Source organism: Kocuria sp. CPCC 205235, assembly GCF_040980905.1.
GTDB classification, from domain to species: domain Bacteria; phylum Actinomycetota; class Actinomycetes; order Actinomycetales; family Micrococcaceae; genus Kocuria; species Kocuria carniphila.
In genome coordinates, this window is the sequence record NZ_JAVKPR010000007.1 from 95,624 (window position 1) to 120,725 (window position 25,102).

Consider the following 25,102-nt stretch of genomic DNA (forward strand, 5'->3'; position numbering starts at 1 on the left):
GCGCCGTCGCTGGTCCCTCGTCGGACGAGACCGGCCCCGTGGACAACGGTTGGGAGGATGACGGCGCCCTGGTGCGCGAGTCGCAAGCCCTCCGCGCGGACGACGATGACTTTGTGCAGGCAGGCATTCTGGTCCGCGAGGTCTTCTCGGATGCTGAGCGCGACGGGTTCGTCGAGACCGTTGCCGGCGCCCTGGATGGAATACAGGAGCCCGTGCCGTCCACCAAAACTCGGGCGGCGTCGTACCAGGGCGGCCCTACTGAAGGTCAGTGACCGGCACGAACTCGTACCCCAGCCCCCGGATGCCCTCCACCGTCTCCTTGAGGTAGTTGATGTCCAGGTAGGGGTGGAAGAAGAAGCTCGCCGTGGATTCTCGAACGGCCAGGTGCGCTTCGGCCCGGGAGATCAGGAACTTCGGGTCGCGGGTGGCGTGGTTGTTCTGTTCGGCCTCGGTGATGTTGCCCAGGTTCTCCGGGTACACCTTGCTGCCGTAAATGTCATGCACCGCGTACGGGAAGTGCTGGCTGTAGGCGCGCCCGGCCTCACTGGGTTCCCCGGAAAGAATGCCCGCGAAGTAGTCGCTCTGCTCGTACCGGGCGTTGTAGACCTCGGTCATTGCGGCGTAGGCGTTCGGTGAGGCGGCGTAGTGCGGGGTTTCGAAAATCTCCGGCTCACCCAGCCCCGCATCGATCATGACCTGACGGCCTTTCTCGATGCGTGCCTTGTGCTGCTCCACGGCATCCTCGGACACTCTGCCGATCTGGCGAATGTACGAGGTGTTCTCACACTCCCCGAACTCGAACGGCTGCTGCGCCGTCGCGCTGCACCCGAAGCGGTAGAACTCGTAATCCTCGCCCGTGCGGCCGCTGTACGGATTGTCACCCGTGCCGAACTGATGTGTAGTGCCGTGCTGAATCAGCGTGCCGCCGCGATCCTGCATGTACTTGAGCGCGTCCACGATCTCGGGACGGTCCAGCAGACTCAGCCCGTACCAGTCGTTTTCGTCGGGCGTCTTAGCAATGTGAATGGGCATCACGGCCACCTGGAACGGAACACCGGCACCCTGAAGATAATCGGCCATGGCACGCAGGTCGGCCGGATCGGACTCGGGTCCCACATCTTCCAGACGCACCGCGGCCTGCTTGACCGGGGCGGTATCGGGGGCCAGAAGACCATAGAACAAGTCCGAATAGATCAGGTAGACATCATTCTCGTCGATGTAATCCAGTGGAATTTCGCTCACGAACGTCAGATTCTTGGAACGCACCGCCCACGGGACGTCCTGAGCGCCGTCGGCGTCGTCAGCCACGCACGAAACCGGGGCGTCGTCCTTCCGGCACTGCGCGCTGGCCAGCACTTCCACGGAATCGCCGGATCCCACGACGGGCGATTCCACGGTCTCCACGGAATCGGTGTATCGCGCCACGTCCCGGTCGTTGTAGCGCACCGAATACAGCAGGTCGCTGCTCACGGTCTGGGTCTCGCCCGAGTCCCAGCCAAATTTTTCACGGAACGACGCCGCTCGGTCGCCTTGGCCGCCCGACATGGCGTTGAGATTCTCGCCCACCCACATCACCGGAGTGTCCAAGGTCAGAACATCATCCAGGAAACCCTCCGGGGGAGTGACCGCTGAATCCGTCCCGATGTACACCACCGCGTCGTAAGCGCTCATGGCATTGTCCGCGTAATCAGCCACCGGTTTGATCTCCGCGGTGCCGAAATGCGTCACCAGGTTCCCCGTCGCTACGGCGTAGAGCTCGCCGTCCGAGGCGGACTTGCCCGTTTTGTCATAGAGCACCAGCGTGGACGCCTTGCCCTCCTGACCGAACTTCTCGGCATAAGCCGCTTCCGAGCCGCCCGGATCCCCGTCGGAGACGGTGGTGTACTCCCTGGCCAGAGGTGAACCCTGACCCTCCCGCAACGAGTCGTTGGTCAGCCCGAAAACTACGGCGGCGGACACGAGTACCAGCACCAGCAGCCCCGCCACCCAGGCCGCACGTTGGCCCCGCGTCAATTCAAAAGTTTTGCTCATGGCTCCCCCGCCTGAACGTGATGTGGATCGAGAAATGGGTGTCCGTCCAAGCCCGAACACCTTGCGAAAGGCTTAGCCGACAGCGGTGCGCACCAACGACGGTTCGCCAAAGCTGAACTCTTCAACGGCATCCCCCATGCCGAAGTGCCGGGCGAGCGCGTGCACCGTGCGTTCGGCGGCGCGGCCGTCGCCGTACGGATTGAGCGCGCGTGACATCCGCTCGTACGCGAGGGGATTGCTGATGAGTGTGGACACCTCACGGGCAATGGTGTTCTTGTCGGTCCCCACCAACTTCACCGTTCCCGCGTCAACGGCTTCCGGGCGCTCCGTGGTCTCGCGCATCACCAGAACGGGCTTGCCCAATGAAGGGCCTTCTTCCTGGACGCCCCCGCTGTCCGTGAGAATGATCTTCGACCGTTCCATCAGCGCGCAGAACTGCGCATAGGGCAGCGGTTCGATCATCATCACGTTCTCGCACCCCTCAATGGCGGGCCCGATGGACTCTCGCACCAGAGGATTGCGGTGCGCCGGGAAAATGAAATCGTGGTCGGGATGCCTCCGTGCCAAGGCTGCGATGGCGCGGCCCACTGACTTCAGCGGTTCGCCCCACGATTCCCTGCGGTGCGCCGTGACCAGGACGACCGGGTGACCCCGGTCGAGCCGCTGGACCAGAGCGGCGTCGTCAATCCGAGGCTGTGCCGCCACGGTGACCAACAGGGCATCGATCACAGAATTTCCCGTGACCACGATGTCCGCGGCCGCCACGTTTTCCCGGAGCAAATTCTCGCGACTCTCGGCGGTCGGGGCCAGATGCAAACTCGCGATCTGGCCCGTGAGTCGGCGGTTGATCTCCTCCGGAAACGGCGATGACTTGTTCCCCGTGCGTAGCCCGGCCTCGGTGTGAACCACCGGGATTTCGGAGTAGAAGGCGGCCAGAGCGCCAATGAACGACGTGGTCGTGTCGCCCTGCACCAGCACGGCATCTGGACGTTCCGTCTGGAGGATCCGCGTCAGCCCCTCGAGCGTGCGGGCGCTGATCTGCGTGAGGGTTTGACCGGGGGAGTGGATGTTCAGGTCGTGATCCGGCACGATGCCGAAATTCTGGTTGACCTGGTCCAGCATCTCCCGGTGCTGGCCCGTCACGACCACCCGCACTCGGAAACGTGGATCGTTCTGCAGCGCCAACACGATGGGCGCCATCTTGATGCCCTCGGGGCGCGTGCCGTAGACGGCCATGACGGTGATGGGTTGAAGGGGGGTTACTCGTACCATGATCTCTCTCCTGAGGGGCGCCGGCCCAGGGCGCCCCGATAGCCAGCGTCAGTCGCCTGGTGCGGCGGCCACGCTGAGGTCCATGAAGCGGACCCGGGCGTCTTCCGTGTACAAACCGATGGAGCCGCCGCGATACGGCCGCTCCCTGTCAACGACCTTGGCCAGTACATGGCCATTGACGCTGACGGTCATTTGCGGCCAGTCCTGCTTGACCTCAACTCGATATTCCTCACCGATGGGAAACGTCATGTCATCACCTGTGGCCAAGAATCGCTGACTTCCCGGGTACTTGGGATCCTGCTTGGAAATCTCCCAGCCGTTGGGCTTGAGAGCCACGGCGTAGAAATGATCGTTGTCCCGGAAATTCCACAGCACCCAGCCCACCTCCCACACGTTGGGAGAACCTTCGCGCACCTGTTCCTCGGTTTTCACCGTGATCTGAAAATCGGCGTCCTGGTAGGTCTCGCTCGTGTGCACGAGCGATCCGTGGGTGACATCCGCGGACGTCGCCGCCTTGGGTTCCAGCACAACTTGCTGGTCCGTGCCCACGGTGCGGCCGTAGCCGTTGTACAGCGCCGTCCACCGGCCATGGGTTTCCCCGTCCGCCCAGGGCTGGAATCGCCACATGTTATTGACTCCCGCCGTGACCAACAGTGCCAGCAGCACGACTCCCAACAGCACTGCCAGGAACTTCCTCAGGTAAGGCCTCACCGGTCAGCTCCTCCGCGGACGCATCCACTTGGTTCGTGCTTTCGACATTGCGTTCCGTCTTGGACCACGAGTTCTGACCGACGACGGCGCGGTAGGCGGCCTTCCAGCCCGCCACGTACCAGAGCAGGGCATAGAGAACGTACCCGTGGATCAGTGCAATGGCCGCCAGCGGATTCAATCCGTGATGTTTCTCCTGCGACCAGTAGACGAGACCGAACAGAACAGCCGGGCCGAATGCCACCAGGTAGGCCGAAAGCCACCATGGCGAGACCACCGCTTCACCCAGGACGATCCCGATCAGGATGTCGAGGACCCAGAACGCGAAGGCCGCACTCAGGAACGACGTGACCAAGAGAAGGAAGGGGCTGGTCAAGTGGTACAGAATGTCCGCCCGGCGCGTTCCCGCGAGATCACGCAGGACCCAGGGCACGAGGTTCCAGGACTGAAGGTGGCCCTGGAACCAGCGGGTGCGCTGCTTGATCCACCGCTTGACGTCCACCAGACCCTGCTGGTGGACGGAGGACGTGGAGCAAAACTCGATGTCCCACTCGTCGATGTGCAAGCGCACACCCAGATCCAGATCCTCGGTGAGACTGCGTGACCAAGGGGACGGACCCAATCCCGTGAGCGCGGACAGTCGCACGAACTGACCGTTGCCGCCCAGCCCCACGCTGCCCAGGTGTCGGCGCCCACGCTGGAAAACATGGGTGAACAGCACGAACTCGATATCCTGCATCCGTGCCAGCAAGTTCTGCTGCCGGTTGTTGATGCGAACCCCGATCTGCACGGCACCCAGTTGCTCGTCGGAGAACAGGGGCATGACATCGCCCAGAGTGTGGGGGTCCAATCGGCCGTCCGCGTCCATGACGCATACGATCACTTCGGATTGCGGCAACCCGGCGATCAACTCACCCGCCACGAGGTGACGGATGGCCGCGTTCAAAGCCTCACCCTTGCCTTGACGAGCTTCCGGTAGGACACGTTGGAACAGGTGAACGCGTGGGTCCGGATGTGAACGAACGATGTCCGCGGTGCCGTCATCGGACCCGTCATCAATCACGAGAATATGGGTCCGCGGGTAAGTGAGACTGGTTAGACGGTCCAAGCTGGCTTCCAGGACGCGATCCTCGTTCAAACACGGAACTACGAAGACCACGGTCTTTCCTGAATCGGAATTTATAGCGTGACCTGGGCGAACTCTGTGTTCACGAGGTTCAAAACGAGAAAGCACCAACAACGTCAATCCGTACAGGACGCTAACCAGTACCAGGGCAATTGCGAGCCATAGGACCAAATCGATCCTGTTCCCAAAAAATATGATCATGACGGATTCTTTACCGTTGACGTGCAGCTTTATTCACGGTGGTGGCCGTGTGTCTGCCCCGAACATGACGACCCGCGTGCAATGCATGTGACCCGCCGGCGATCGCCGTCGCAACGCCGCCCCTGGAGTGCTGCCGCAGCGTCTGCCAGGTGGTGAACGCGCTGGAGATGGTCACGGCGCACAGCATGAAAAGCATGTAGGCGAGGAAGAGCACCATGGCGATCATCAGTAGTAGTCGGCCGCCACTTTGTAGGATCGATTGCGCGGATTCCGAGATGCTGGCCACGCTATTTAAAGGCGTGCTTAAAGCTATGAACATGTGTTTCCCCCAATGGATCAGTCCCGTTCCCCAACAGGACCCACGGCGCCATTCATCGTTGATGTGCCGATTGACCTCAGTGTGGCACCAGAGTCTAGTTACCGCAAGGTTTTTCAACGAGTTCGAATTCGTTGCCCGCACAATAGGGGACTAATCCGAAAGTCCCGGTCACCGGTGATTCCAGGGTGAAATCCCTTTTCACTTCGGGAAACGCGGCTCCCGCGATGGACGCCCGCTCTGCGGCCGTCGCTCACCCGGCGGGTCGGAAAGTGGGATGTCACCGAGGCCCTGTCCTCACCGCCCGGCAGGCGGGCGGTAGTTCTGCCGGCAAGAACAGCCACGCTTCGTTAACCCCCGCGAAACCTTTTGATGAGTAACTCAAAATATGACATATTGAACCTATGACCTCGACCACACTTTCCTCGCAGCCGCAGGACCAGGAGAACGGCGGCCACGGCGCCGTCGAACCCCTGTCGTGGGCTGCGCGGATCCGTGAGGCCGGACTGCGGGTCACCAAGCCCCGGTTGGCGGTGTTGGACGCATTGGAGCGATCCCCACACGCGACCGCGGACGAGGTGCTTGCGGCCGTCCGCACGGTGATGCCCAGCATTACCGTGCAGTCCATCTACGTGGTGTTGCACTCGCTCACCAAGGCCGGATTGCTGCGCCAGCTTGACCTGGCAAACTCTCCTGCCCGGTACGAGACTCGGGTGGCCGACAATCATCACCATGCGGTGTGCACGGTGTGTGGGCGCATCGAGGACGTCGCCTGCGCTGTTGGGCACGCTCCTTGTCTGGTCCCCACCGAAACCCATGGGATGAACATCCACGTGGCTGACGTGGTCTACCAAGGCGTGTGTTCAGATTGCTCGGCTCACCAGGTCGACAAGACGATGACCCTGACGTAGACCCTCCCAACTCCGGAAAACCCACCTGGGTCGACCGGTTCTCTCACCCGTCCCCAACCCAACCTAGGAGTAAGTGATGACGGATTCCATGCCGCACGGCACTGGTTCAACCACTCAGGCGGGCATCCCCGCAGTCAGCGACCGCAACTCGCTGACCACCGGTCCCGATGGAGCGATCGTTCTGCACGACCACCACCTGGTGGAGACCCTGCAGCACTTCAACCGCATGAACGTTCCCGAGCGTCGTCCGCACGCCAAGGGCTCCGGCGCTTTCGGTACTTTCGAGGTCACCGAGGACGTCTCCAAGTGGACCAAGGCAGACTTCCTGCAGCCCGGTAAGAAGACCGACATGCTGGCTCGATTCTCCACCGTGGCCGGCGAGCTGGGCTCCCCGGACACCTGGCGCGACGTCCGCGGTTTCGCGCTGAAGTTCTACACCGAAGAGGGCAACTTCGACCTGGTCGGTAACAACACCCCCATCTTCTTCGTGCGCGACCCAATGAAGTTCCCGCACTTCATCCGCTCGCAGAAGCGCCTGCCGGACTCCGGCCTGCGTGACGGCACCATGCAGTGGGACTTCTGGACCCAGAACCCCGAGTCCGCTCACCAGGTGACCTACCTGATGGGCCCGCGTGGCCTGCCCAAGACCTGGCGCAACATGAACGGCTACGGCTCCCACACCTTCATGTGGGTCAACGAAGCCGGCGAGAAGTTCTGGGTCAAGTGGCACTTCATCAGCAACCAGGGCGTGGAGTTCCTCTCCAACGAAGAGGCCGAAGCACTGGCCGGCTCTGACGCTGAGGCTCACCGCCGCGACCTGTTCGACGCCATCGAGCGCGGCGAGCACCCCTCGTGGGATCTGTACGTGCAGGTCATCCCCTACGAAGAGGGCAAGACCTACCGCTTCAACCCCTTCGACGTCACCAAGACGATCTCCAAGAAGGACTACCCGCGTCACAAGGTCGGCACCATGACCTTGAACCGCAACCCGAAGAACTTCTTCGCGGAGATCGAGCAGGCCGGCTTCTCCCCGGCCAACGTGGTTCCCGGTATCGGCATGAGCCCGGACCGCATGCTGCTGGGCCGTAACTTCGCCTACGCGGATGCTCAGCGCTACCGCATCGGCACCAACTTCCAGCAGCTGCCGGTCAACCGCCCGAAGAACGAGGTGCACACCTACAACTTCGAGGGCAACATGTGGTACCACGACAGCGGTGACCGCCGCACGTACGTACCCAACTCCTTCGGTGACTCCTGGTCGGACGAGACCGGCCCCGTGGACAACGGTTGGGAGGACGACGGCGCCCTGGTGCGCGAGTCGCAAGCCCTCCGCGCGGACGACGGTGACTTTGTGCAGGCAGGCATTCTGGTCCGCGAGGTCTTCTCGGATGCCGAGCGCGACGGGTTCGTCGAGACCGTTGCCGGCGCCCTGGACGGCGTGCAGGAGCCGGTGCTGTCCAACGCCTTCCAATACTGGAAGAACGTGGACGCCACCATTGGTGAGCGCATCGAAAAGGCCGTCAAGGACGCAGCCCAGGACAACTCCGTCCCGGGCATGGGCGTTGACGAGGACAAGTAGGGTCTAAATTCCTCATCCCCCGCCGCCGCGCGGTGGGATTGACGGACCCGCGTGAACGGCCCGGCTGGATGTTCCAGTCGGGCCGTTCGCATGTCCCGGGTGCTTCGCGACCCGTTCACGAGCGTTCCCATTGGGCGGACCTACCCTTGAAGCATGACCTCCCCACACACCCTGGATCTCCCGCCCGTTGATGCTCTCCTCGATACCGTTCGCGTGGTCGCACTCCCGATGCGCGTGAAGTTCCGTGGGGTCACGGTCCGCGAGACCGCGATCTTCCGGGGTCCCGCAGGGTGGGGCGAGTTCGGTCCGTTCCCCGAATACCAGGACGCCGAAGCATCGCAGTGGCTCCGCGCTGGCATCGAAGCCGCCTGGCAGGGGTTCCCCGCTCCCGTTCGCGAGAGCATCCCGGTCAACGCAACCGTCCCCGCCGTCCCCGCGGATCGGGTGGGTGACGTACTCGCCGGGTACGGCGGCGCGGTCCCCGCCGTGAAGATCAAGGTCGCCGAGCGCGGCCAGTCCTTGGCTGACGACGTCGCTCGTGTGGCCGCCGTCCGCGACCTCCTTCCTGACGCGGAGCTTCGCGTGGACGCGAACATGGGCTGGGACCAGGATCAGGCCGTCGTGGCGCTGACCGAGTTGGCGGTGTACGACCTTGAATACGCCGAACAGCCCGTGGCCACCATCGAAGGCCTGGCTGCCGTGCGGCAACGGCTGCGGGACAAGAGCATCGATCTGAAGATTGCCGCGGACGAGTCCGTGCGCAAAGTCGAAGATCCCCTCGCCGTGGCCCGAGCGTGGGCCGCGGATCTCATCATCGTGAAGGTGGCCCCGCTCGGGGGAGTGCGTCGAGCACTTGAGATCGTGCAGGACGCGGGGCTGCCCGCCGTCGTCAGCTCTGCGATCGACAGCTCGGTGGGAATCCGCGCGGGCGTTGCCTTGGCCGCAGCGTTACCTGAGCTGCCGTACGCGTGCGGGCTGGGAACTTTGTCGCTCATGGAAGGGGACGTCACCCGCGAACCGCTCAAACCGCAGGACGGCTTCATCGCCGTGCGAGACGTTGCCGTGGACGAAGGCCTGCTGGATGAATTCGCGGTCACGGGGGAGCGACGGGACTGGTGGCTCGACCGGATCCGCCGGGCCCACGCACACCTGGTGAGTTAGCGCACCGCGCTCGCCTCGGCGGCGTGCGACTCAGCCCCGGGCTCGATAGGCACCTCGTACAGCCGCAGCTTGAGCAGCGCGAGCGCGGCGAGCACCACGATCACGGACACACCGATGTAGAGCTGCGTGGGGGTCCACCCGGCGTCCAGCAGCACGCCCACCAGAACGGGCGCCAGGATCGCGCCGATGCGTCCCACGCCAATGCCCCAGCCAACGCCGGTGGTTCGCACGGCGGGAGCATAGGTCTGCGGTGCCACGGTGTAGAGGCCGGCCACGCAACCGTTGATGAGCATGCCCACGATCACGCCGCTGAAGAACGCGAGGGTCGGCATGGACGTGGTCGTAATGAATACCACCAGCGTCACGGCGGAGAGTAGCGAGAACACGAGCAGGGTGAGGCGGGCATCGCGGCGGGTGGTGATCGCGCCGTAGAGCAGCGCACCGAACGTTCCGCCCATCGTCAGCATGATGCCGCCCACGATGCCTTGTTGCTCTGTCATACCGGACTCGACCAGCAGTTTGGGGGTCCACGAATTGGCGAAGTAGAAGCCGAACATGATCACGATGAACGCGATCCACAGCATCAGGGTGGGCACGCGGTAGCGGCCGTTCAGGAGTTGTGTCACGCTGCCCTGGTTGCTGGCTGCGGCGTCGGGCGGGCCCAGAACCACGTCACTCGGCAGGCCAATGCGGCGAGCAATGCGAGCGATCTTTTCGGCGGCGTCCCGGGGACGGCGGGCGCGGTAGTAGTCCACGGATTCCGGCAGGATCAGGGCGGTGAGCACGATTCCGATCACGGTCAGGATCGCGCCGGTGAGGAACACCGAACGCCAGCCGAAGCCGGGGATCAACTGGGTTGCGCCCATGCCGCCGAGCGTGGCACCCACTCCGTAACCGGCCGCGTAAATGCTCACGGCCATGCCACGGTTGCGATTGTTGGAGTACTCGCTGGTGAGAACCGTGATGGTTGCCAGGATGCCGCCCACGCCAACCCCGGTGAGCACGCGCCACAGCCCCAGCTCGACGGCGCTCCCGGCCGTTGCGGACAAGAACAAGCCCAGGCCGTTCAGCACCAAGGCGACCAGCAGAATGTTGCGCCTTCCATATCGGTCCGCGAAGGGACCCAGGAGCAGCGCGCCCGCGCCCATGCCGATCAGGCCAGCGCTCAAGAGCCAGCCCAGCTGGGAACCGGACAGCCCGAACTCCGCAGTCACGGAGGTTGCGGTGAACGCCATCGCCAGGACGTCGTAGCCGTCCAGGGCATTCAAGAAGGTGGCCATGGCCACGATGACCCACTGGTAAACGGACATTCTGGACTGATCAATGGCGCGACGAATGTCCAAAGAGATGCCTTTCGAGGATTGTCACCGGTGTTGGGTGACGGCTGGCGCGAATCGGGAAGTCTCCGCATGAGCAGCCTAGTCAGGACCGAAGGATTCGATGAGACTGATGACACACGAGGTCACGTGGACCGGGTCGAGACGGCATCGGCACATCCGCCGATGGGTAGCCAAGCAATTAACCTCCCGTTTCATCTGCGGTCGCACCCGGATCACCCACGGGTGATGAGCTATGCATCGAAAGAACTCGCTGACATGCCTATCCGCATGTCGTCACCCAGGGGGACTCCATGACCCAAACGCCCGAACGCCGCAAGCTCCTGCCCATGCTGGGCCACGTCAACGGCAAGCGCAGCCCGCTGACGTGTGAGCTCAAGTGCGGCAGCCAGTGCACCAACCCGGACTGCAACCAGTCCAACAACGAGTACGCGCACGACATCATTTCTGCGGCGGTCAGCCGCCGTTCCGCTCTGGGCCTCGGCCTGGCAGGTGCCGTCACGGTGGGGGTCGTGGCCGGTACCTCTGAGCCCGCCAATGCAACCTACGCGTACTGGGGTAAGGGCCGCGGTCGTTTGGACTTCAACCCGATCAAGCCCGTGGACATGACCGTGGACGATTTCAACGTCCCGGAGGGCTACGACTGGTCCCCGATCATCCGCTGGGGTGACCCCTTGTTCTACGATGCTCCGGACTTCGATCCGGAGAACCAGACCCCGGAGGCCCAGTCCAAGCAGTTCGGCTTCAACGCCGATTACCTGGACATCCTGCCGGATCCGAACGGTCTGACCGGCGTGCTCGTGAACAACCACGAGTACACCAACGAGAACACGATGTTCCCCACCGGGGAGCAGGAGAAGAACCTGGCCAACGTGGTGCGCACCGCCATGGCTGCGCACGGCATGTCGGTCGTGGAGATCACCCGCACCAAGGTCGGCGAGCCGTGGTCCTACGTGCGCGGTGGCGCTCGTAACCGCCGCATCACCCTGAGCACCCCGTTCGTGGTGGACGGTCCCGCCGCAGGTTCGGACCTGCTCAAGACGCAGGACGATCCCACGGGTAAGCGCGTGGCTGGCACTCAGAACAACTGCGCCGGTGGCGTGACCCCGTGGGGCACCATCCTCTCCGGTGAGGAGAACGTGCACCAGTACTTCATCACCTCCGGCACCGCTGAGGAGAAGCGCTACGGCTTCCCCACGGCCATGCCGTCCCGCCGCTGGCCCGAGGTCGAGAAGCGTTTCGACGCTCGCATCGAGGGCTACAAGAACGAGCCCAACCGCTTCGGCTGGATCGTGGAGATCGACCCGCAGAACCCGAACTCCGCGCCGGTCAAGCACACCGCGCTGGGCCGGTTCAAGCACGAGGGTGCCAACGTCCACGTGGGCGACGACGGCACGGTGGTTGCCTACTCCGGTGACGACGAGAAGTTCGAGTACATCTACAAGTTCGTCTCCTCCCGTAAGTACAAGGAGGGCGACAAGCGCCACAACATGAAGCTGCTCTCCGAGGGCGACCTCTACGTGGCCAAGCTCAAGGGCAACTCCAACCCGGCAGAGATCACCGGTAACGGCACCCTGCCCGCAGACGGCGAGTTCGACGGTTCCGGCGAATGGCTGCCCCTGATCAAGGGCGGCAAGTCCATGATCAAGGACATGGCCGTGGACGAGGTTCTCGTGTACACCCGACTGGCCGCGGACAAGGTGGGTGCCACCAAGATGGACCGCCCGGAGGACGTGGAGCCCAACCCGCACACCGGCAAGGTGTACGTGGCTCTGACCAACAACTCCGACCGCGGCAAGCCCGGCTTCGCGCAGGTGGACGAGGCCAATCCGCGTACCGGCAACCGCGACGGCTACGTTCTGGAATTCACCGAGCGCCACGGTCGCGTGAACTCCACCCGCTTCAACTGGAACTTGTTGCTGGTCTGCGGTGACCCCACCAAGGACTCGGGCACGTACTTCGGCGGTTACCCCAAGGACAAAGTCTCGCCGATCTCCTGCCCGGACAACGTGGCCTTCGACCGCGCCGGCAACCTGTGGGTCTCCACGGACGGCGCGCCGTCCAAGATCGGCTACAACGACGCCCTGTTCAAGGTGGGCCTGATCGGCTCCGAGCGCGGCCGCGTGCAGCAGTTCCTCTCGGTCCCGCAGGACGCCGAAACCTGCGGTCCGGTCATCCACGACAACGAGGACATGGTCTACGTGGCCGTGCAGCACCCGGGTGAGGACGGCTCGTACGAAGAGCCCCGCTCCTACTTCCCGGACTATGCACTGCCCACCCGCCTCGAGGAGGGCGAGTTCTCCATGCCTCGCCCCGCCGTGGTGCAGGTCTTCAAGCTCGAGCGCGACAAGGATCCGGAGTTCCCCGGTGGCGTGAGCGACAAGCCGGGCAAGGGACACGGCCGCGGCAAGCGCCGCAAGAACGGCCCCAAGGGTCCCAAGTACCGCGGCTACCGGGGCAAGTCCAACGCGGATACCCGCAACCGCGCTCGCCGGGCCCGCCGTTCCTACGAGGACTGGAGCTTCCAGGACAGCGGCGGCGAGGGCAACATCACCCGCCCGCTGCCCAAGCGCTGAGCCAGCACCAGCCACGCTTGAGTGCGTGATCAGACCCGTGCGGGGTCGCGATTATCCGCGGCCCCGCACGGGTCTTTAGCGCGTCCAAGTCGACGACGCCGCTCGCGCACCCGTGTGCCCTACCTCGCCCGACATTCCGGCACGGTTTTGCTCGGGACACGCGGTGCCCGCTGCGAAGTCGAGCCTGAAATGTCACCGGGCCGAGCGGCGTCGTCCTGGGGTACCCGCGACCTATGTGACGCGGTGTGACGTGATGTGACTCCCCGTGACAACGGGCTGTGAGGCCCGCCCCGACGTCGGTAGCTTTTATGCAACGGGTCACGCAGAACTGCGCCGCTCGGGGACTTCACCCGTTCCTCGAAAACTCGTGGCGCACCTCCGATCACTAATTTCCGTTCAAGGAGCTGCCATGGCCGCGCACACCACGTCGACCGAAACGCCTTCCAAGTCAGCCGCACCGCGTGTGCGCGGACCCCGCCCGGGTACCAACTTGGGCCAGTGGAAGATCAGCGGCAAGGAACCCCTCAACCACAACGAGGAGTTCAAGTCGGAAGGCAACCCGCTGGACGTCCGCGAACGCATCATCGACACGTACTCCAAGCAGGGCTTCGACTCCATCCCCACGGATGACGTGCACGGTCGCTTCCGCTGGATGGGCCTGTACACCCAGCGCAAGCAGGGCGTGGACGGCGCGTCGACCTCCAAATTGGATGCGGAGTCGCTCTCGGACAAGTACTTCATGATGCGCATCCGCACGGACGGTGGCCGCCTCAACGTGGCCCAGGCTCGCGTGATCGGTGAGATCTCCCGTGACTTCGCCCGGGATACCGCCGATGTCAGCGACCGTCAGAACATCCAGCTGCACTGGGTGCGTATCGAGGACGTGCCCGAGATCTGGGAGCGCCTGGACTCCGTGGGGCTGTTGAGCGTCGAGGCCTGCGGTGACACCCCGCGCGTGTTCCTGGGCAGCCCGGTCGCAGGCGTGGACGCCCACGAAATCATCGACTGCACCCCGCAGCTGGACGCCCTGAGCGAAGCCTTCGTGGGCAATCCTGACTTCGTGAACCTGCCCCGCAAATTCAAGACCGCGATCACCGGCAGCAAGAGCCTGGACGTGGTGCACGAGATCAACGACGTCAGCTTCGTGGGTGTCGAGCACCCCGAACTCGGCGTCGGCTACGACCTGTGGGTGGGCGGCGCGCTGTCCATCACCCCGCGTCTGGCCGAACGGCTGGGCGTGTTCGTGGCGCCGGAAGACGTGGTGCCGGTGTGGGCCGCCGTGGCCGGGATCTTCCGCGATTACGGGTACCGCAAGCAGCGCACCAAGGCTCGCCTGAAGTTCCTGCTGGCCGAGTGGGGCACCGAGAAGTTCCGCCAGGTGCTCGAGGACGAATACCTGGGCCGAAAGCTCCCGGACGGCCCCGCACCCGCCCGCGCGGTGGGCCGCCCCGATCACGTGGGCGTTCACGACCAGCACGACGGCAACAAGTACGTGGGATTCGCCCTCACCGTGGGTCGCCTCAACTCGGATGCGTTGCTGGCACTCGCGGACGCCGCTGAGGCCGCCGGTTCTGATCGCATCCGCCTGACGCCCTACCAGAAGGTTCTGGTGCTGGACGTTCCCGAGGATCGCGTGGCCGAGCTGACCACCGCGCTCAAGCCCCACGGCATGGACGCGCACCCCAGCCCGTTCCGCCGCGCGACTATTGCATGCACTGGCATCGAGTTCTGCAAGCTCGCGTTCGTGGAGACCAAGGGCCTGGCCGCCCAGGTCATCGACCAGCTCGAAGAGCGACTCACGGACCTTGAGATCACCAATCCCATTTCCCTGCACATCAACGGCTGCCCCAACTCGTGTGCCCGCATCCAGACCGCGAACATCGGGCTCAAGGGCCAGTTCATCGGCGAGGAGTTCGTGTTCCAGGTCCACCTGGGCGGCGGCCTGGCCTCCGCCGACCGCGAGGAGGGCGGCCTGGGTCGCACCGTGCGCGGCCTGAAGGTCACCTCCGACGACCTCACCGACTACGTGGAGCGCGTGACCCGCCGCTACATGGCAGAAACCAACGGCGACCTCACCTTCGCCGAGTGGGCACAGAACGCCGAGGAGGATTCTCTGCGATGACCACACCTACTACTTCATCCACTTCGTCACCCACGACGACGCCGCCAGCGGCACCTACCGTGGCCACGTCACCCAACGCGAGCACCTCGCAGGCCGCAACCGGCGAGACCAAGGCGCCCGGAGCGGCGTCGTCGCCCCAGCGAACCCGTTCCGAGGCCGAGCTCAAGGCTCTGGTCGAGGAAGCCAATGAGCTGTTCGGCGGGCGTGACGCGGACACCCAGGAACTACTGGCGTGGGCCGGGAAGACCTTCGGTAAGTCGCTCGCGGTGGCCTGCTCGATGGCCTCGGACACCGTGGTGCCCGCCCTGGTCAGCCAGCACATCAAGGACGTGGACGTGCTGTTCCTGGACACCGGCTACCACTTCCAGGAGACCATCGAGACCCGGGACGCGTTCGCCTCGGACTGGCCCGTGAACGTGCGCACCCTGCTGCCGCGGCTGACCGTGCCGGAGCAGGACGCCGAGTTCGGTCCGAAACTTCACGACCGCGAGCCGGCCACGTGCTGCGGGATCCGCAAGGTCGAGCCGCTCGACAACGCTCTGGAGGGCTACGAAGCCTGGGTGACCGGGCTGCGTCGCGAGGAAACGCCCCACCGCGCGAACGCCGCGCCGGTCGAATGGGACGAACGCCATCACATGGTCAAGATCAACGCCATCGTGGACTGGACCTTTGACGACGTCGTGAGCTGGGCCGAAACCAACCTGGTGGTGGTCAACCCACTGCTGACGCAGGGATACCCGTCCATCGGTTGCGCTCCGTGCACACGAAAAGTTGCCCCCGGTGAGGATCCGCGCGCTGGTCGCTGGTCCGGGCTGGGCAAGACAGAATGCGGGATTCACGTATGACCACCACAACCACTTCTACTGTTGCTTCGACCGCGAACTCGAGCGCACTGACCCAGCTGCAGCGGCTGGAAGCCGAGTCGATGCACATCTTCCGCGAAACCGCCTCCGAGGGCGAGCGCCCCGTGCTGTTGTTCAGCGGCGGTAAGGACTCCGTGGTCATGCTGCACCTGGCCGCCAAAGCCTTCTGGCCGTGCCCCATTCCGTTCCCCGTGCTGCACGTGGACACCGGGCACAACTTCCCGGAAGTCCTGGAGTTCCGTGACCGCACCGCCGAGCGACTCAAGGTGCGCCTGGAAGTTGCCAGCGTGCAGGACTACATCGACGACGGTCGGCTCAGCGAACGCTCGGACGGCACCCGCAACCCGTTGCAGACGGTGCCCCTGCTGGACGCAATTACGGACGGCCGCCACGACGTCGTCTACGGTGGCGCTCGCCGTGACGAGGAGAAGGCGCGCGCCAAGGAACGCATTATCAGCCTGCGCGACGAGTTCGGCCAGTGGAATCCGCGCGATCAGCGACCCGAGCTGTGGAGCCTGTACAACACGCGCCACCGCCCGGGAGAGCATGTGCGCGTGTTCCCGCTGTCCAACTGGACCGAGCTGGACATCTGGCGCTACATCGCGGCAGAAAACATCGAACTGCCGCGGCTGTACTACGCGCACGAGCGGGACGTGATCCTGCGCGACGGCATGCTGCTGGCCGTGGGGGAGTACGTGACCCCGCGCGACGGCGAGGACATCGAACGCCGCACCGTCCGCTACCGGACCGTGGGAGATATGAGCTGCACCGGTGCCGTGGAATCACCGGCCGCCAACGCCCAGGACGTCCTGGCCGAGGTTGCCACCAGCACACTCACCGAACGCGGAGCCACGCGAGCGGATGACCGTATGTCGGAAGCCGCCATGGAAGACCGCAAGCGAGAGGGCTATTTCTAAAATGAGCGTTGACACCCAAGGAAGCCTGCTGCGCATTGCCACGGCGGGCAGCGTGGACGACGGCAAGTCCACCCTGGTGGGGCGCTTGCTCCACGACACCAAGAACATCCTGGTCGACCAGCTCGAAGCCATCGAGCGGGTCAGCCAGGCGCGCGGTCTGGACTCCGCGGACCTGGCGTTGCTGACCGACGGCCTGCGCGCCGAACGCGAGCAGGGCATCACGATCGACGTGGCCTACCGCTACTTCGCCACGCCCGCCCGGAATTTCATCCTGGCCGACTGCCCGGGACACGTGCAGTACACCCGCAACACCGTGACGGGTGCCTCTACCGCGGATGCACTGATCATCCTGGTGGACGTGGAACACGGAATTGTGGAGCAGACCCGCCGTCACCTGGCAGTGGCCGCGCTCTTGGGCGTGCCGCACCTGATCGTGGCGCTCAACAAGATCGACCTGGTCCCGGACGCCGAGCAACGCTTCGCGCAGTTGAATTCGGACCTGCACGAACTGGCCGATCAATTCGGCGTGCTCGCATTGCAGACCATTCCGATCTCCGCGCTGCGCGGGGACAACGTGGCGGAGAAGTCGCCGAACACCCCGTGGTACGAGGGTCCCAGCCTGCTGGAATGGCTCGAGACCCTGCCGGATTCCGCGGAACTGACGCAGTCGGAGCGGTTCGCGTTCCCCGTGCAGACGGTGCTGCGCCCGCAGTCCGCTGCGGTGGATCCGGAACTGGTGGATTACCGCGGCTACGCGGGACAGATTGCCGCCGGAACCGTGCGCGTGGGTGGCACGGTCACGGTGCAACCGGCCGGTCGCCAGACCACGGTCGAGGGCATCGACCTGGCCGGTCAGCCCTTGGAGGTAGCGGTGGCCGGGCAGTCCGTGACCCTGCGACTGAGCGATCAGATCGACATCACCCGTGGTGATCTCATCTCGGGCGTGGACACGGGTGCCGAGCCCAGCCAGTCCGTGGAGGCCGTGGTCTGCTGGCTCGACGAGAAACCGTTGCACGAGGGCCAGCGCGTGCTGCTCAAGCACACCACGCGGGTGGTGCGGGGGATCGTGGGTTCGATCGACGGTCGGCTTAACCTGGACTCCCTCAGTGCGGAATCCGTGGATTCCTTCGGGCTCAACGACATCGGACGGATCACGGTGCGTGTGGCCGAACCGATCTTCGGCACCGGGTACACGCAGTCCCACGCGTTGGGATCGTTCCTGCTGATCGACCCGCAGACCGGGCGCACGCAGGCCGCGGGCATGATCCAGGACGACAGCGTCGAGACTCCCGGGGTGCTGGGAAGTCTCAAGGCCGAGCACGGGGACTGGCGCATCTGAGGTGCGGCGGCGGCGTCGTTGATCGGACGACGCCGCCCCACGGCACTTTGGCGCGTGACCTCGCCATAAGGCGCTGCATTACGTGGTCGACTGTGAGTGTCCACGCCGATTACTAGAGTGGGCTCCATGATCACTCCAAGCCTGCTGACCGCTACCATCGCACTGAGTGCCCTCGCACGGGCGGGTATGGAGCAGATGGTCGTCGCACCGGGTTCACGGTCCGCACCCGTTGCGTACGCCGCAGCGGCTGCCGAGGCCAGCGGGGCATTGCGAGTGCACGTGCGGATCGACGAGCGCTCGGCGGCCTTCACGGCCCTGGGAATTTCCCGCTCCACCGGGCGTCCCACGGCAATTCTCACCACCAGCGGCACCGCGGTGGGCAATCTATTGCCCGCGGTCATGGAGGCCTCCCACTCGGGAATCCCGCTCGTAGCGTTGACCGCTGACCGGCCCCCGGAGCTGCGCGGAACCGGAGCCAACCAGACCACGTACCAGCCGGGAGTCTTTGAGTCTTTCGTGCGTGCCCAGGTGGATCTGGTGCCGGACGATCAGAAGGCCGCTGAGGAGACGCTTGACCGCGCGCTCGCCGCGGCCGGGGGGGATGACACCACTGCCCCGGGGCCGGTGCACCTGAACCTCGCACTGCGAGATCCGCTCTACCCCTGGGCCGAGGAAGACCACGTGTTCCTCAAGAACTGGGCCGAGGAGCTCGCAGCGGAACTCAAGGAGAACCGCCCCGCGCGGCTCGCGCACCCCTGGGCCGTGTTCGACGAATCCCTGGTGACCGAGAATTTGGAAACCGATACCAGTGGACTTCCCCGGGACATCGGCAGGAATTTCCGCATCCACGACGTGCACGGTGGCAGCATCCCGTCGCCGTTGGGGGAGAACCCCGGTAAGCGCCCCACCACACCGGACGGCGCGCGTGCCGTGGTCATGGCCGGTGACGGCGCCGGGCCCGCCGCAGCTCGTTTTGCGGAGGAGGCAGGCTTGCCGCTGATGGCCGAGCCCTCCTCGAATGCGCGTTTCGGCAAGTCAGCCGTGCACTCGTATCAGAATGTCCTGGAACTGGACATCGTGGATTTTGTAGACACCGTGGTGCTCGTGGGGCGTCCCACGCTGTCCCGGCAGGTCGCAGCCATGCTGCAGCGCGAGGACGTTCGCGTGCTGGCGGTACGTCCCGGACCGGTGCCGTGGTTCGAGGAAGGCCGCCGCGACGAAGAGGTCGTGCACACGTTCCAGGAAGCACTTGAACTACTCGGGCCCGTCCGCGATAACTGGTTCGAACTCTGGGAAGCCACCGGCATTGCTGCGTGTGACGCCCTGCGGACCCAGGCGAACTCCACTCCCATCCTGACCGGGCCGCACGTGGCCCACGCCGTGTGGGATGCCTGCGCCGCGGACGGCGCCGTCCTGGTGGCAGGTTCGTCCAACCCGATCCGCGACCTGGACCTGGTTGCCTGGCCGGATGATCCGGTGGCCGTGGTGGCCAATCGAGGAGTGTCCGGAATCGACGGCACCGTGGCCACCGCACACGGTGTGGGCTTGGGAACGGGCCGCCCGGTCCGCGTTTTCCTGGGCGATCTCACCCTGCTTCACGATGCCGGCTCTCTGCTGGTGGGCGAGGGCGAAGAAATCCCGGATGTGCAGTTCGTAGTGCTCAACGACAAGGGCGGCGGGATCTTCGGCAAGCTCGAGCACGGCGCCGTGGCGGAGGACGAGCGATACACAGGCACCGTGGAACGGTTCTTCGGAACTCCGCACAATGTGTCCTTGCCGGATCTGTGTGCCGCCTACGGGGTGGAGTACAGCGAGGCGAATACCGCCATCGAACTGGCGGCGCTGTTCGCGGCCCCGTTGCGCGGACGACGGGTCATCGAGATCCCCATCGACCGTGCGGGATTGCGTGAATTCCACAAGGGCATCCGCGGGGCTGCCCAGGACGCGGCCAGGGAATATCTGGCGAAGAACCCGATCAAGGCGTGACCCCGGCCTGGTCCTGATCCGGGGTACCCAGGGCTCGTTGCGCACCCCTGACTAGCATGGGTGCATGACTAAACAGCAGACTGTTTCCAGCAATTCGCCCCGCACCGCTCTGGTTACCGGGGCCACCCGTGGTATCGGTCGTGCCGTGGCCGAGGGCCTCGCGCGAGATCATGTGGTGTTCGTGGGCGGCCGCAGCTCCGAGGATGTCGAGCGCGTGCGTTCCGAACTCAAGGGTTTCGGGCCGGGCACACGACCGTTCGTTGCAGATCTTGCCGACGACGCCGCCGTCCAAGCAGCCTGGGCGCCCCTGGCCGACGAGTTCCCCGGCCTGAACGTGGTGGTGCACTCGGCCGGTATCGCCCCCATGGCACGGGTGGAAGAGGCCACCCGTGAGCAGTGGCGCGAGATCTTCGAGGTCAACGTCTTCTCCGTGGCGCAGCTGACCAAGCTCGTGTTGCCCCAGCTGCGGGCCGTCGGCGGGGACGTGGTGGCTATCAACTCGGGGTCGGGCTTCATGGCCGGGCCGGCGTCGTCGTTGTATTCGGGCACCAAGTTCGCCCTGCGTGCCTTTACGGACGCGCTGCGCGAGGAAGAGCGCGAGAACGGTGTGCGGGTGTCGTCAGTGCACCCCGGCCGCGTCGCCACCGACATGCAGGCAGAACTGCACGCCTACCAGGGCAAGGAATATCGTGCCGAGGAATGGATCCAGCCCGCCCAGATCGCCGCGGCCGTGCGCGTAGCCGTGGATGCGGAACGGACCTCTCAGGTCGAGGTCATCACCGTGCGACCTTCCGGTATGCACTAGGTCCCTGGCGACCCCCTTGATGTCGGGCTCTCTCTGACCAGTTTCTGTGTATTCGGTGGTCGGGGAGGGCCCGAATCGCCATGATCAGCCCTGCATTAGGTAGCAAATTATACAAACTACGACCAACTCATATGCAGGCTGTTATTTAACACCCCCTGGCGAAACCCTGGGGGTTATCCCCGTGTGGTAAGGCTCACAGTAGTTCAGGATTGAGATCTAACGCGCAACCATTCCGGAAACGCACCGGGAGTCTAGGGGCTCTCCGGAAGATCTTTGATCCGAGAGGACCACCACTATGAGCAACACACTCGTTGCCGCGGACCCGCGAAAAGAGGCGAGGACCGCCGCTTGGGTCGCAGGTATCGCCTGCACCGCACTGATTTTCGACGGCTTTGACCTCACTATTTACGGAACCGTCCTCACCACGTTGATGGCAGATCCTTCCCACATCGGCGCACTCGATGCCGCCACCGCGGGCACCCTGGGTTCCTACGCATTGATCGGCGTGCTCATCGGCGCCCTGATCTGTGGCTCCATCGGCGACTACGTGGGCCGCCGCCGCATCATCCTGGTGGGCATCGCCTGGTTCTCCATCGGCATGTTCGTCACCGCGCTCTCCACCTCGATCTTTGCTTTCGGCGCGCTGCGCCTGATCACCGGTATCGGCCTGGGCGCGATCCTCGCCACGGCCGGCGCCACCATTGCGGAGTTCGCTCCCGCCGGGCGTCGTAACTTCTACAACGCCATCGTGTACTCGGGTATCCCCGCCGGTGGTGTGCTCGCCGCACTGCTGGGCATGATCCTGCTCGAGCCCCTCGGCTGGCGCGGCCTGTTCATGATCGGTGCAACTCCCATCCTGTTCCTGTTGCCCATCGCGTTCTTCAAGCTTCCCGAGTCCCCGCGTTGGCTGCTCTCCCGCGGTCGTCGTGAAGAAGCTGAGGCACTGTCGCTCAAGACCGGTACTCCTCTGCTCGAGGAAGTTGTCGTCCAGAAGGCCGGCGCTACTCCCGCCAAGACCGGTTTCGGCGCAGTGTTCTCCCCGCAGTTCCGTGCGGGTGCCATCCTGCTGGGCTTCATGTCCTTCTCCGGTCTGCTGCTGACCTACGGCCTGAACACCTGGCTCCCCAAGATCATGGAGAGCTACGGCTACGGCAAGACCTACTCGCTCGCGTTCCTGCTGGTGCTCAACTCCGGTGCCGTGATCGGTGGTGTGGTTGCATCCAAGCTGGCCGACCGCCGCGGCCCGCAGTTCATCGTCGCCACCGCGTTCGTGATCGCAGCCATCACCCTGGTGCTGATGACCTTCCAGTTCCCGCTGCCGGTGCTGTTCATGTTCATCGGTATTGCCGGTGTGGGCACCCTGGGTACCCAGGTACTTATTTACGGCTTCACCTCCAACTACTTCACCACTAATGCTCGTGCAGCCGGTGTGGCGTGGTGTTCCGGATTCGGTCGACTGGGCGGCATCTTCGGCCCGCTCATCGGTGGCTGGTTGGTTGCAGCTGGTCTGGGCGGCGCCACCGCGTTCTACATCTTCGGTGGTGTGGCACTGTTCGGCGCACTCGTGACCGTGTTGGTTCCCCGCCAGAAGGCTGTGGAAGCAGCCAAGGAAAAGGCAGAGGAAATCCTGGAGTCCACCGACAACCAGGACACCAACACTCCCTCTACCGTCCTGAACTGATTTTCCGGGAACGACAGTCGGCCAGCCAACTAGCGCGCTGACCACCGACTGCCTCGGGAAACATAGAAACACCAAGGGTGCCGTTGCTCATTGCGAGCAGCGGCACCCTGCTTTTGCGTGCTGGCCCTCGCTTCAGTCGTCCCACCGCTTCACCTGCCCCACCACTTCACTCGTCCCACCACTTCAACCGCCCCACCACTTCAACCGCCCCAACCGCCCCACCAGCCGTGCGCTGGCACTGGCCCCCACCATCTGGTGCGCCGTTAGAACCTACTCCCGCATCTGATGCGCCGTTAGAACCTTTCTGGCACCGCCGGAGGGCCCTAACGAAACCTCACGCGTCTTCCACGGCGCTCCCGGAACCTCACACGCACGGCTTCTGCTCGCCGACGGCGCACGGGTCGAGTGGTCTGGCGCGCCGCTGCGACCACCTCCCGCACTTGATGCGCCGTTAGAACCTTTCGGGCGGCGTAAAAGGGTTCCAACGCAACCTCACGCGGGTTCCTCGGCGCTACCGTCCCCTCACGTGCGTGGCTCTCACTCGCCTATCGTCCGCTCATGTGCGTGGCTCTCGCTCGCCCCCCGCGCTGCCTGCTGCTTACGTAGGCACCCGCCACGTCGTGCCCGCCGACGGCGTTCGCGAACCTATTGCTGTTTCGCACACGGGCGCTGCAGTCGCCTGAAGCGCCGCCAGGACCGCATTGCCCATCTGATGCTCCGTTGGAACCTTTCTGGCGCCACGGAAGGGCCCTAACGAAACCTCACGTGGGTTCGACGGCGCTCCCGGAACCTCACACGCACGGCTTCTGCTTGCCGACGGCGCTCCCGGAACCTCACACGCACGGGGCTTCTGCTCGCCGACGGCGCTCGGAGACGCACCACCGCATCGCGCGCCGTCCACTGCCTCCTGACGACGGCGCTCGGCTCGTTCCCATCTCCCCTCGCCGTGCGGAGGGGCCTCCACAGATGCCTCATTGGCAACGTGTGGGCAAGGAAACGGCTTGGTCTGTGGAAAAGGTGACCGAACGGCGTCGAAAATTTCTAGGGTCCGTTCCATGAGAACTCTCGAAGCCATGGACCTGGGACCGAAACTCACGGTGCTGAGCGCCCGGGAATGGGAACGACGTCCCAGAGATCTCCGGCGCAGACCGTACATGCAGCAACTGGCCAGGGGAGCGTGGGTTCGGAGCGCTGAGCCGCTGAATGTTCAGCAGCAATCGGTTCTGTTGCGGGATCACCTGGACCAACATCGAAGCCAGGTGGCGATTACTGGGTTGACCGCGCTGGTCATGCTGAACTTTCCCGTCGATCACGCCTACGGCTGGGAAGAACGGCTCTTGAGACACCCGTCGGCACCGCGGGCTCGGGAGTTCGTAGCGCGATCCAACACCACGCATCTGGCATGGAACGGAACGAGGATCGCCTCGAACCAGAGACTGACGCGGGTGTCCAAAACACTGGGCTTGCCGGAGATCGTGGGTCCATGGGATTGTCCGTTGACTCACCCGATGGAGGCGCTTGTGGTGGCGGCGCCGGTCCTCCCGCTGTGGAGAATCACCGCGTGTTTGGATGCTCTGATCTCGCTGCGGGTCTTGGCTGAAGGGCGCACCGTGATGGAACCGCTCACTGTCGATCAACTGACGGACCTGCTCAACCAGCTGCCACCGCGGGCTCAGAGCGTGGTGCGGGTTCGGCAGGCCATGGCACTAGTCCAGGGGCCCACGATTTCCGCGATGGAAACTCTGCTCCGATTAGTGCTCCTCAACTGCGGACTACCACCCATGGAGAGCAACTTCCCGGTCATGATGGGCGGCAAGTATGTATACCCGGATCTCGCCTGGCCGGAAGACATGGTCGCGCTCGAGTACAACGGACGACCTCACTGGGAGGACGGCAAGGCGTACGGAGACGAGAATTATCGGATTCAACGCCTGCGCGATCACGGGTGGCAGGTCCGAGTGGTGGTGATCGACGACCTCAGGGATCCCAAACGGCGCAGAGAACTCCTGCAGTGGCTGTTCCACCACCTGGATTCAGCACGCGCCAAACGTTGTCAGAGCCAACCGCCACGCCTGAGGGGTCGTTAGAACCCTCCAGCCACTCGAAAAAGGTTCCAACGGCCCCTTAGGTGTGTTCCAAGGTTCTAGTGGCGCCTGACGTGTGGGGCACCA

At 64.5% G+C, this 25,102-nt stretch carries 18 protein-coding genes and 1 pseudogene; 13 read left to right on the top strand and 6 right to left on the bottom strand.

The annotated features are described in order from the left end of the window. Nucleotides 1–11: 11 nt before the first annotated feature. Nucleotides 12–215: pseudogene (locus RF638_RS07195) on the top strand (catalase-related domain-containing protein); the annotation flags it as partial. A gap of 40 nt (nt 216–255) precedes the next feature. Here the strand turns inward: RF638_RS07195 and RF638_RS07200 are convergent. From RF638_RS07200 to RF638_RS07220, 5 genes are all read right to left on the bottom strand, one after another. After that, complete coding sequence (locus tag RF638_RS07200; RefSeq protein WP_368841670.1) at nt 256–2,031, bottom strand: DUF2334 domain-containing protein; 1,776 nt, start codon at nt 2,029–2,031, stop codon at nt 256–258. Nucleotides 2,032–2,103: 72 nt separating this feature from the next. Next, entirely contained in the window at nt 2,104–3,303 is a 1,200-nt protein-coding gene (wecB, locus tag RF638_RS07205) for a non-hydrolyzing UDP-N-acetylglucosamine 2-epimerase (RefSeq protein WP_368841671.1), read from the bottom strand. Nucleotides 3,304–3,351: 48 nt separating this feature from the next. After that, nucleotides 3,352–3,984, bottom strand: coding sequence for a family 16 glycoside hydrolase (locus tag RF638_RS07210; protein ID WP_095796496.1), 633 nt, complete (start codon nt 3,982–3,984; stop codon nt 3,352–3,354). Further along, nucleotides 3,932–5,338 carry a glycosyltransferase family 2 protein gene (locus RF638_RS07215; protein ID WP_368629449.1) on the bottom strand — a complete coding sequence of 469 codons (1,407 nt, stop codon included), beginning with the start codon at nt 5,336–5,338 and terminating at the stop codon, nt 3,932–3,934. Before RF638_RS07215 ends, RF638_RS07210 begins: the two co-directional genes overlap by 53 nt. Before the next feature lie 10 nt (nt 5,339–5,348). Next, nucleotides 5,349–5,564 (bottom strand): hypothetical protein, encoded by a 216-nt coding sequence (locus tag RF638_RS07220; RefSeq protein ID WP_143469922.1) that lies wholly within the window; start codon nt 5,562–5,564, stop codon nt 5,349–5,351. Between the two features lie 494 nt (nt 5,565–6,058). Between RF638_RS07220 and RF638_RS07225 the strand changes: the two genes are divergently transcribed. From RF638_RS07225 to RF638_RS07235, 3 genes are all read left to right on the top strand, one after another. Next, nucleotides 6,059–6,565 (top strand): Fur family transcriptional regulator, encoded by a 507-nt coding sequence (locus RF638_RS07225; protein WP_095796499.1) that lies wholly within the window; start codon nt 6,059–6,061, stop codon nt 6,563–6,565. Nucleotides 6,566–6,641: 76 nt separating this feature from the next. Next, a complete protein-coding gene (locus tag RF638_RS07230) occupies nt 6,642–8,144 on the top strand; it encodes a catalase (RefSeq protein WP_368629448.1) in 1,503 nt (500 codons plus the stop codon). 153 nt (nt 8,145–8,297) lie between these two features. Then, entirely contained in the window at nt 8,298–9,305 is a 1,008-nt protein-coding gene (locus RF638_RS07235) for an o-succinylbenzoate synthase (RefSeq protein WP_095796501.1), read from the top strand. Here RF638_RS07235 and RF638_RS07240 read toward each other — a convergent pair. Beyond that, nucleotides 9,302–10,615, bottom strand: coding sequence for an MFS transporter (locus tag RF638_RS07240; RefSeq protein WP_254049229.1), 1,314 nt, complete (start codon nt 10,613–10,615; stop codon nt 9,302–9,304). The two genes, RF638_RS07235 and RF638_RS07240, sit on opposite strands and share 4 nt — an antisense overlap. Before the next feature lie 320 nt (nt 10,616–10,935). Between RF638_RS07240 and RF638_RS07245 the strand changes: the two genes are divergently transcribed. From RF638_RS07245 to RF638_RS07285, 9 genes are all read left to right on the top strand, one after another. Next, complete coding sequence (locus RF638_RS07245; protein ID WP_368841673.1) at nt 10,936–13,218, top strand: PhoX family phosphatase; 2,283 nt, start codon at nt 10,936–10,938, stop codon at nt 13,216–13,218. A 409-nt stretch (nt 13,219–13,627) separates the two neighbouring features. After that, nucleotides 13,628–15,340, top strand: a complete 1,713-nt coding sequence (locus RF638_RS07250) for a nitrite/sulfite reductase (RefSeq protein WP_368841674.1) — start codon at nt 13,628–13,630, stop codon at nt 15,338–15,340. Further along, nucleotides 15,337–16,185 (top strand): phosphoadenylyl-sulfate reductase, encoded by an 849-nt coding sequence (locus tag RF638_RS07255; RefSeq protein WP_344223393.1) that lies wholly within the window; start codon nt 15,337–15,339, stop codon nt 16,183–16,185. The genes RF638_RS07250 and RF638_RS07255 overlap by 4 nt, the downstream gene beginning before the upstream one ends. Then, nucleotides 16,182–17,120 (top strand): sulfate adenylyltransferase subunit CysD, encoded by a 939-nt coding sequence (cysD, locus tag RF638_RS07260; protein WP_368841675.1) that lies wholly within the window; start codon nt 16,182–16,184, stop codon nt 17,118–17,120. Before RF638_RS07255 ends, cysD begins: the two co-directional genes overlap by 4 nt. Nucleotide 17,121: 1 nt before the next feature. After that, on the top strand, nt 17,122–18,459 hold the full coding sequence (locus tag RF638_RS07265) for a sulfate adenylyltransferase subunit 1 (protein ID WP_368841676.1): 1,338 nt from the start codon (nt 17,122–17,124) through the stop codon (nt 18,457–18,459). A 126-nt stretch (nt 18,460–18,585) separates the two neighbouring features. After that, on the top strand, nt 18,586–20,445 hold the full coding sequence (gene menD / locus RF638_RS07270) for a 2-succinyl-5-enolpyruvyl-6-hydroxy-3-cyclohexene-1-carboxylate synthase (protein ID WP_368841677.1): 1,860 nt from the start codon (nt 18,586–18,588) through the stop codon (nt 20,443–20,445). Between the two features lie 64 nt (nt 20,446–20,509). Beyond that, on the top strand, nt 20,510–21,250 hold the full coding sequence (locus RF638_RS07275; RefSeq protein WP_368841678.1) for an SDR family oxidoreductase: 741 nt from the start codon (nt 20,510–20,512) through the stop codon (nt 21,248–21,250). A gap of 295 nt (nt 21,251–21,545) precedes the next feature. Continuing rightward, nucleotides 21,546–22,931 (top strand): aromatic acid/H+ symport family MFS transporter, encoded by a 1,386-nt coding sequence (locus tag RF638_RS07280; RefSeq protein WP_315280235.1) that lies wholly within the window; start codon nt 21,546–21,548, stop codon nt 22,929–22,931. 1,055 nt (nt 22,932–23,986) lie between these two features. Then, nucleotides 23,987–25,018 (top strand): hypothetical protein, encoded by a 1,032-nt coding sequence (locus RF638_RS07285; protein WP_129701758.1) that lies wholly within the window; start codon nt 23,987–23,989, stop codon nt 25,016–25,018. Nucleotides 25,019–25,102: the final 84 nt, after the last annotated feature.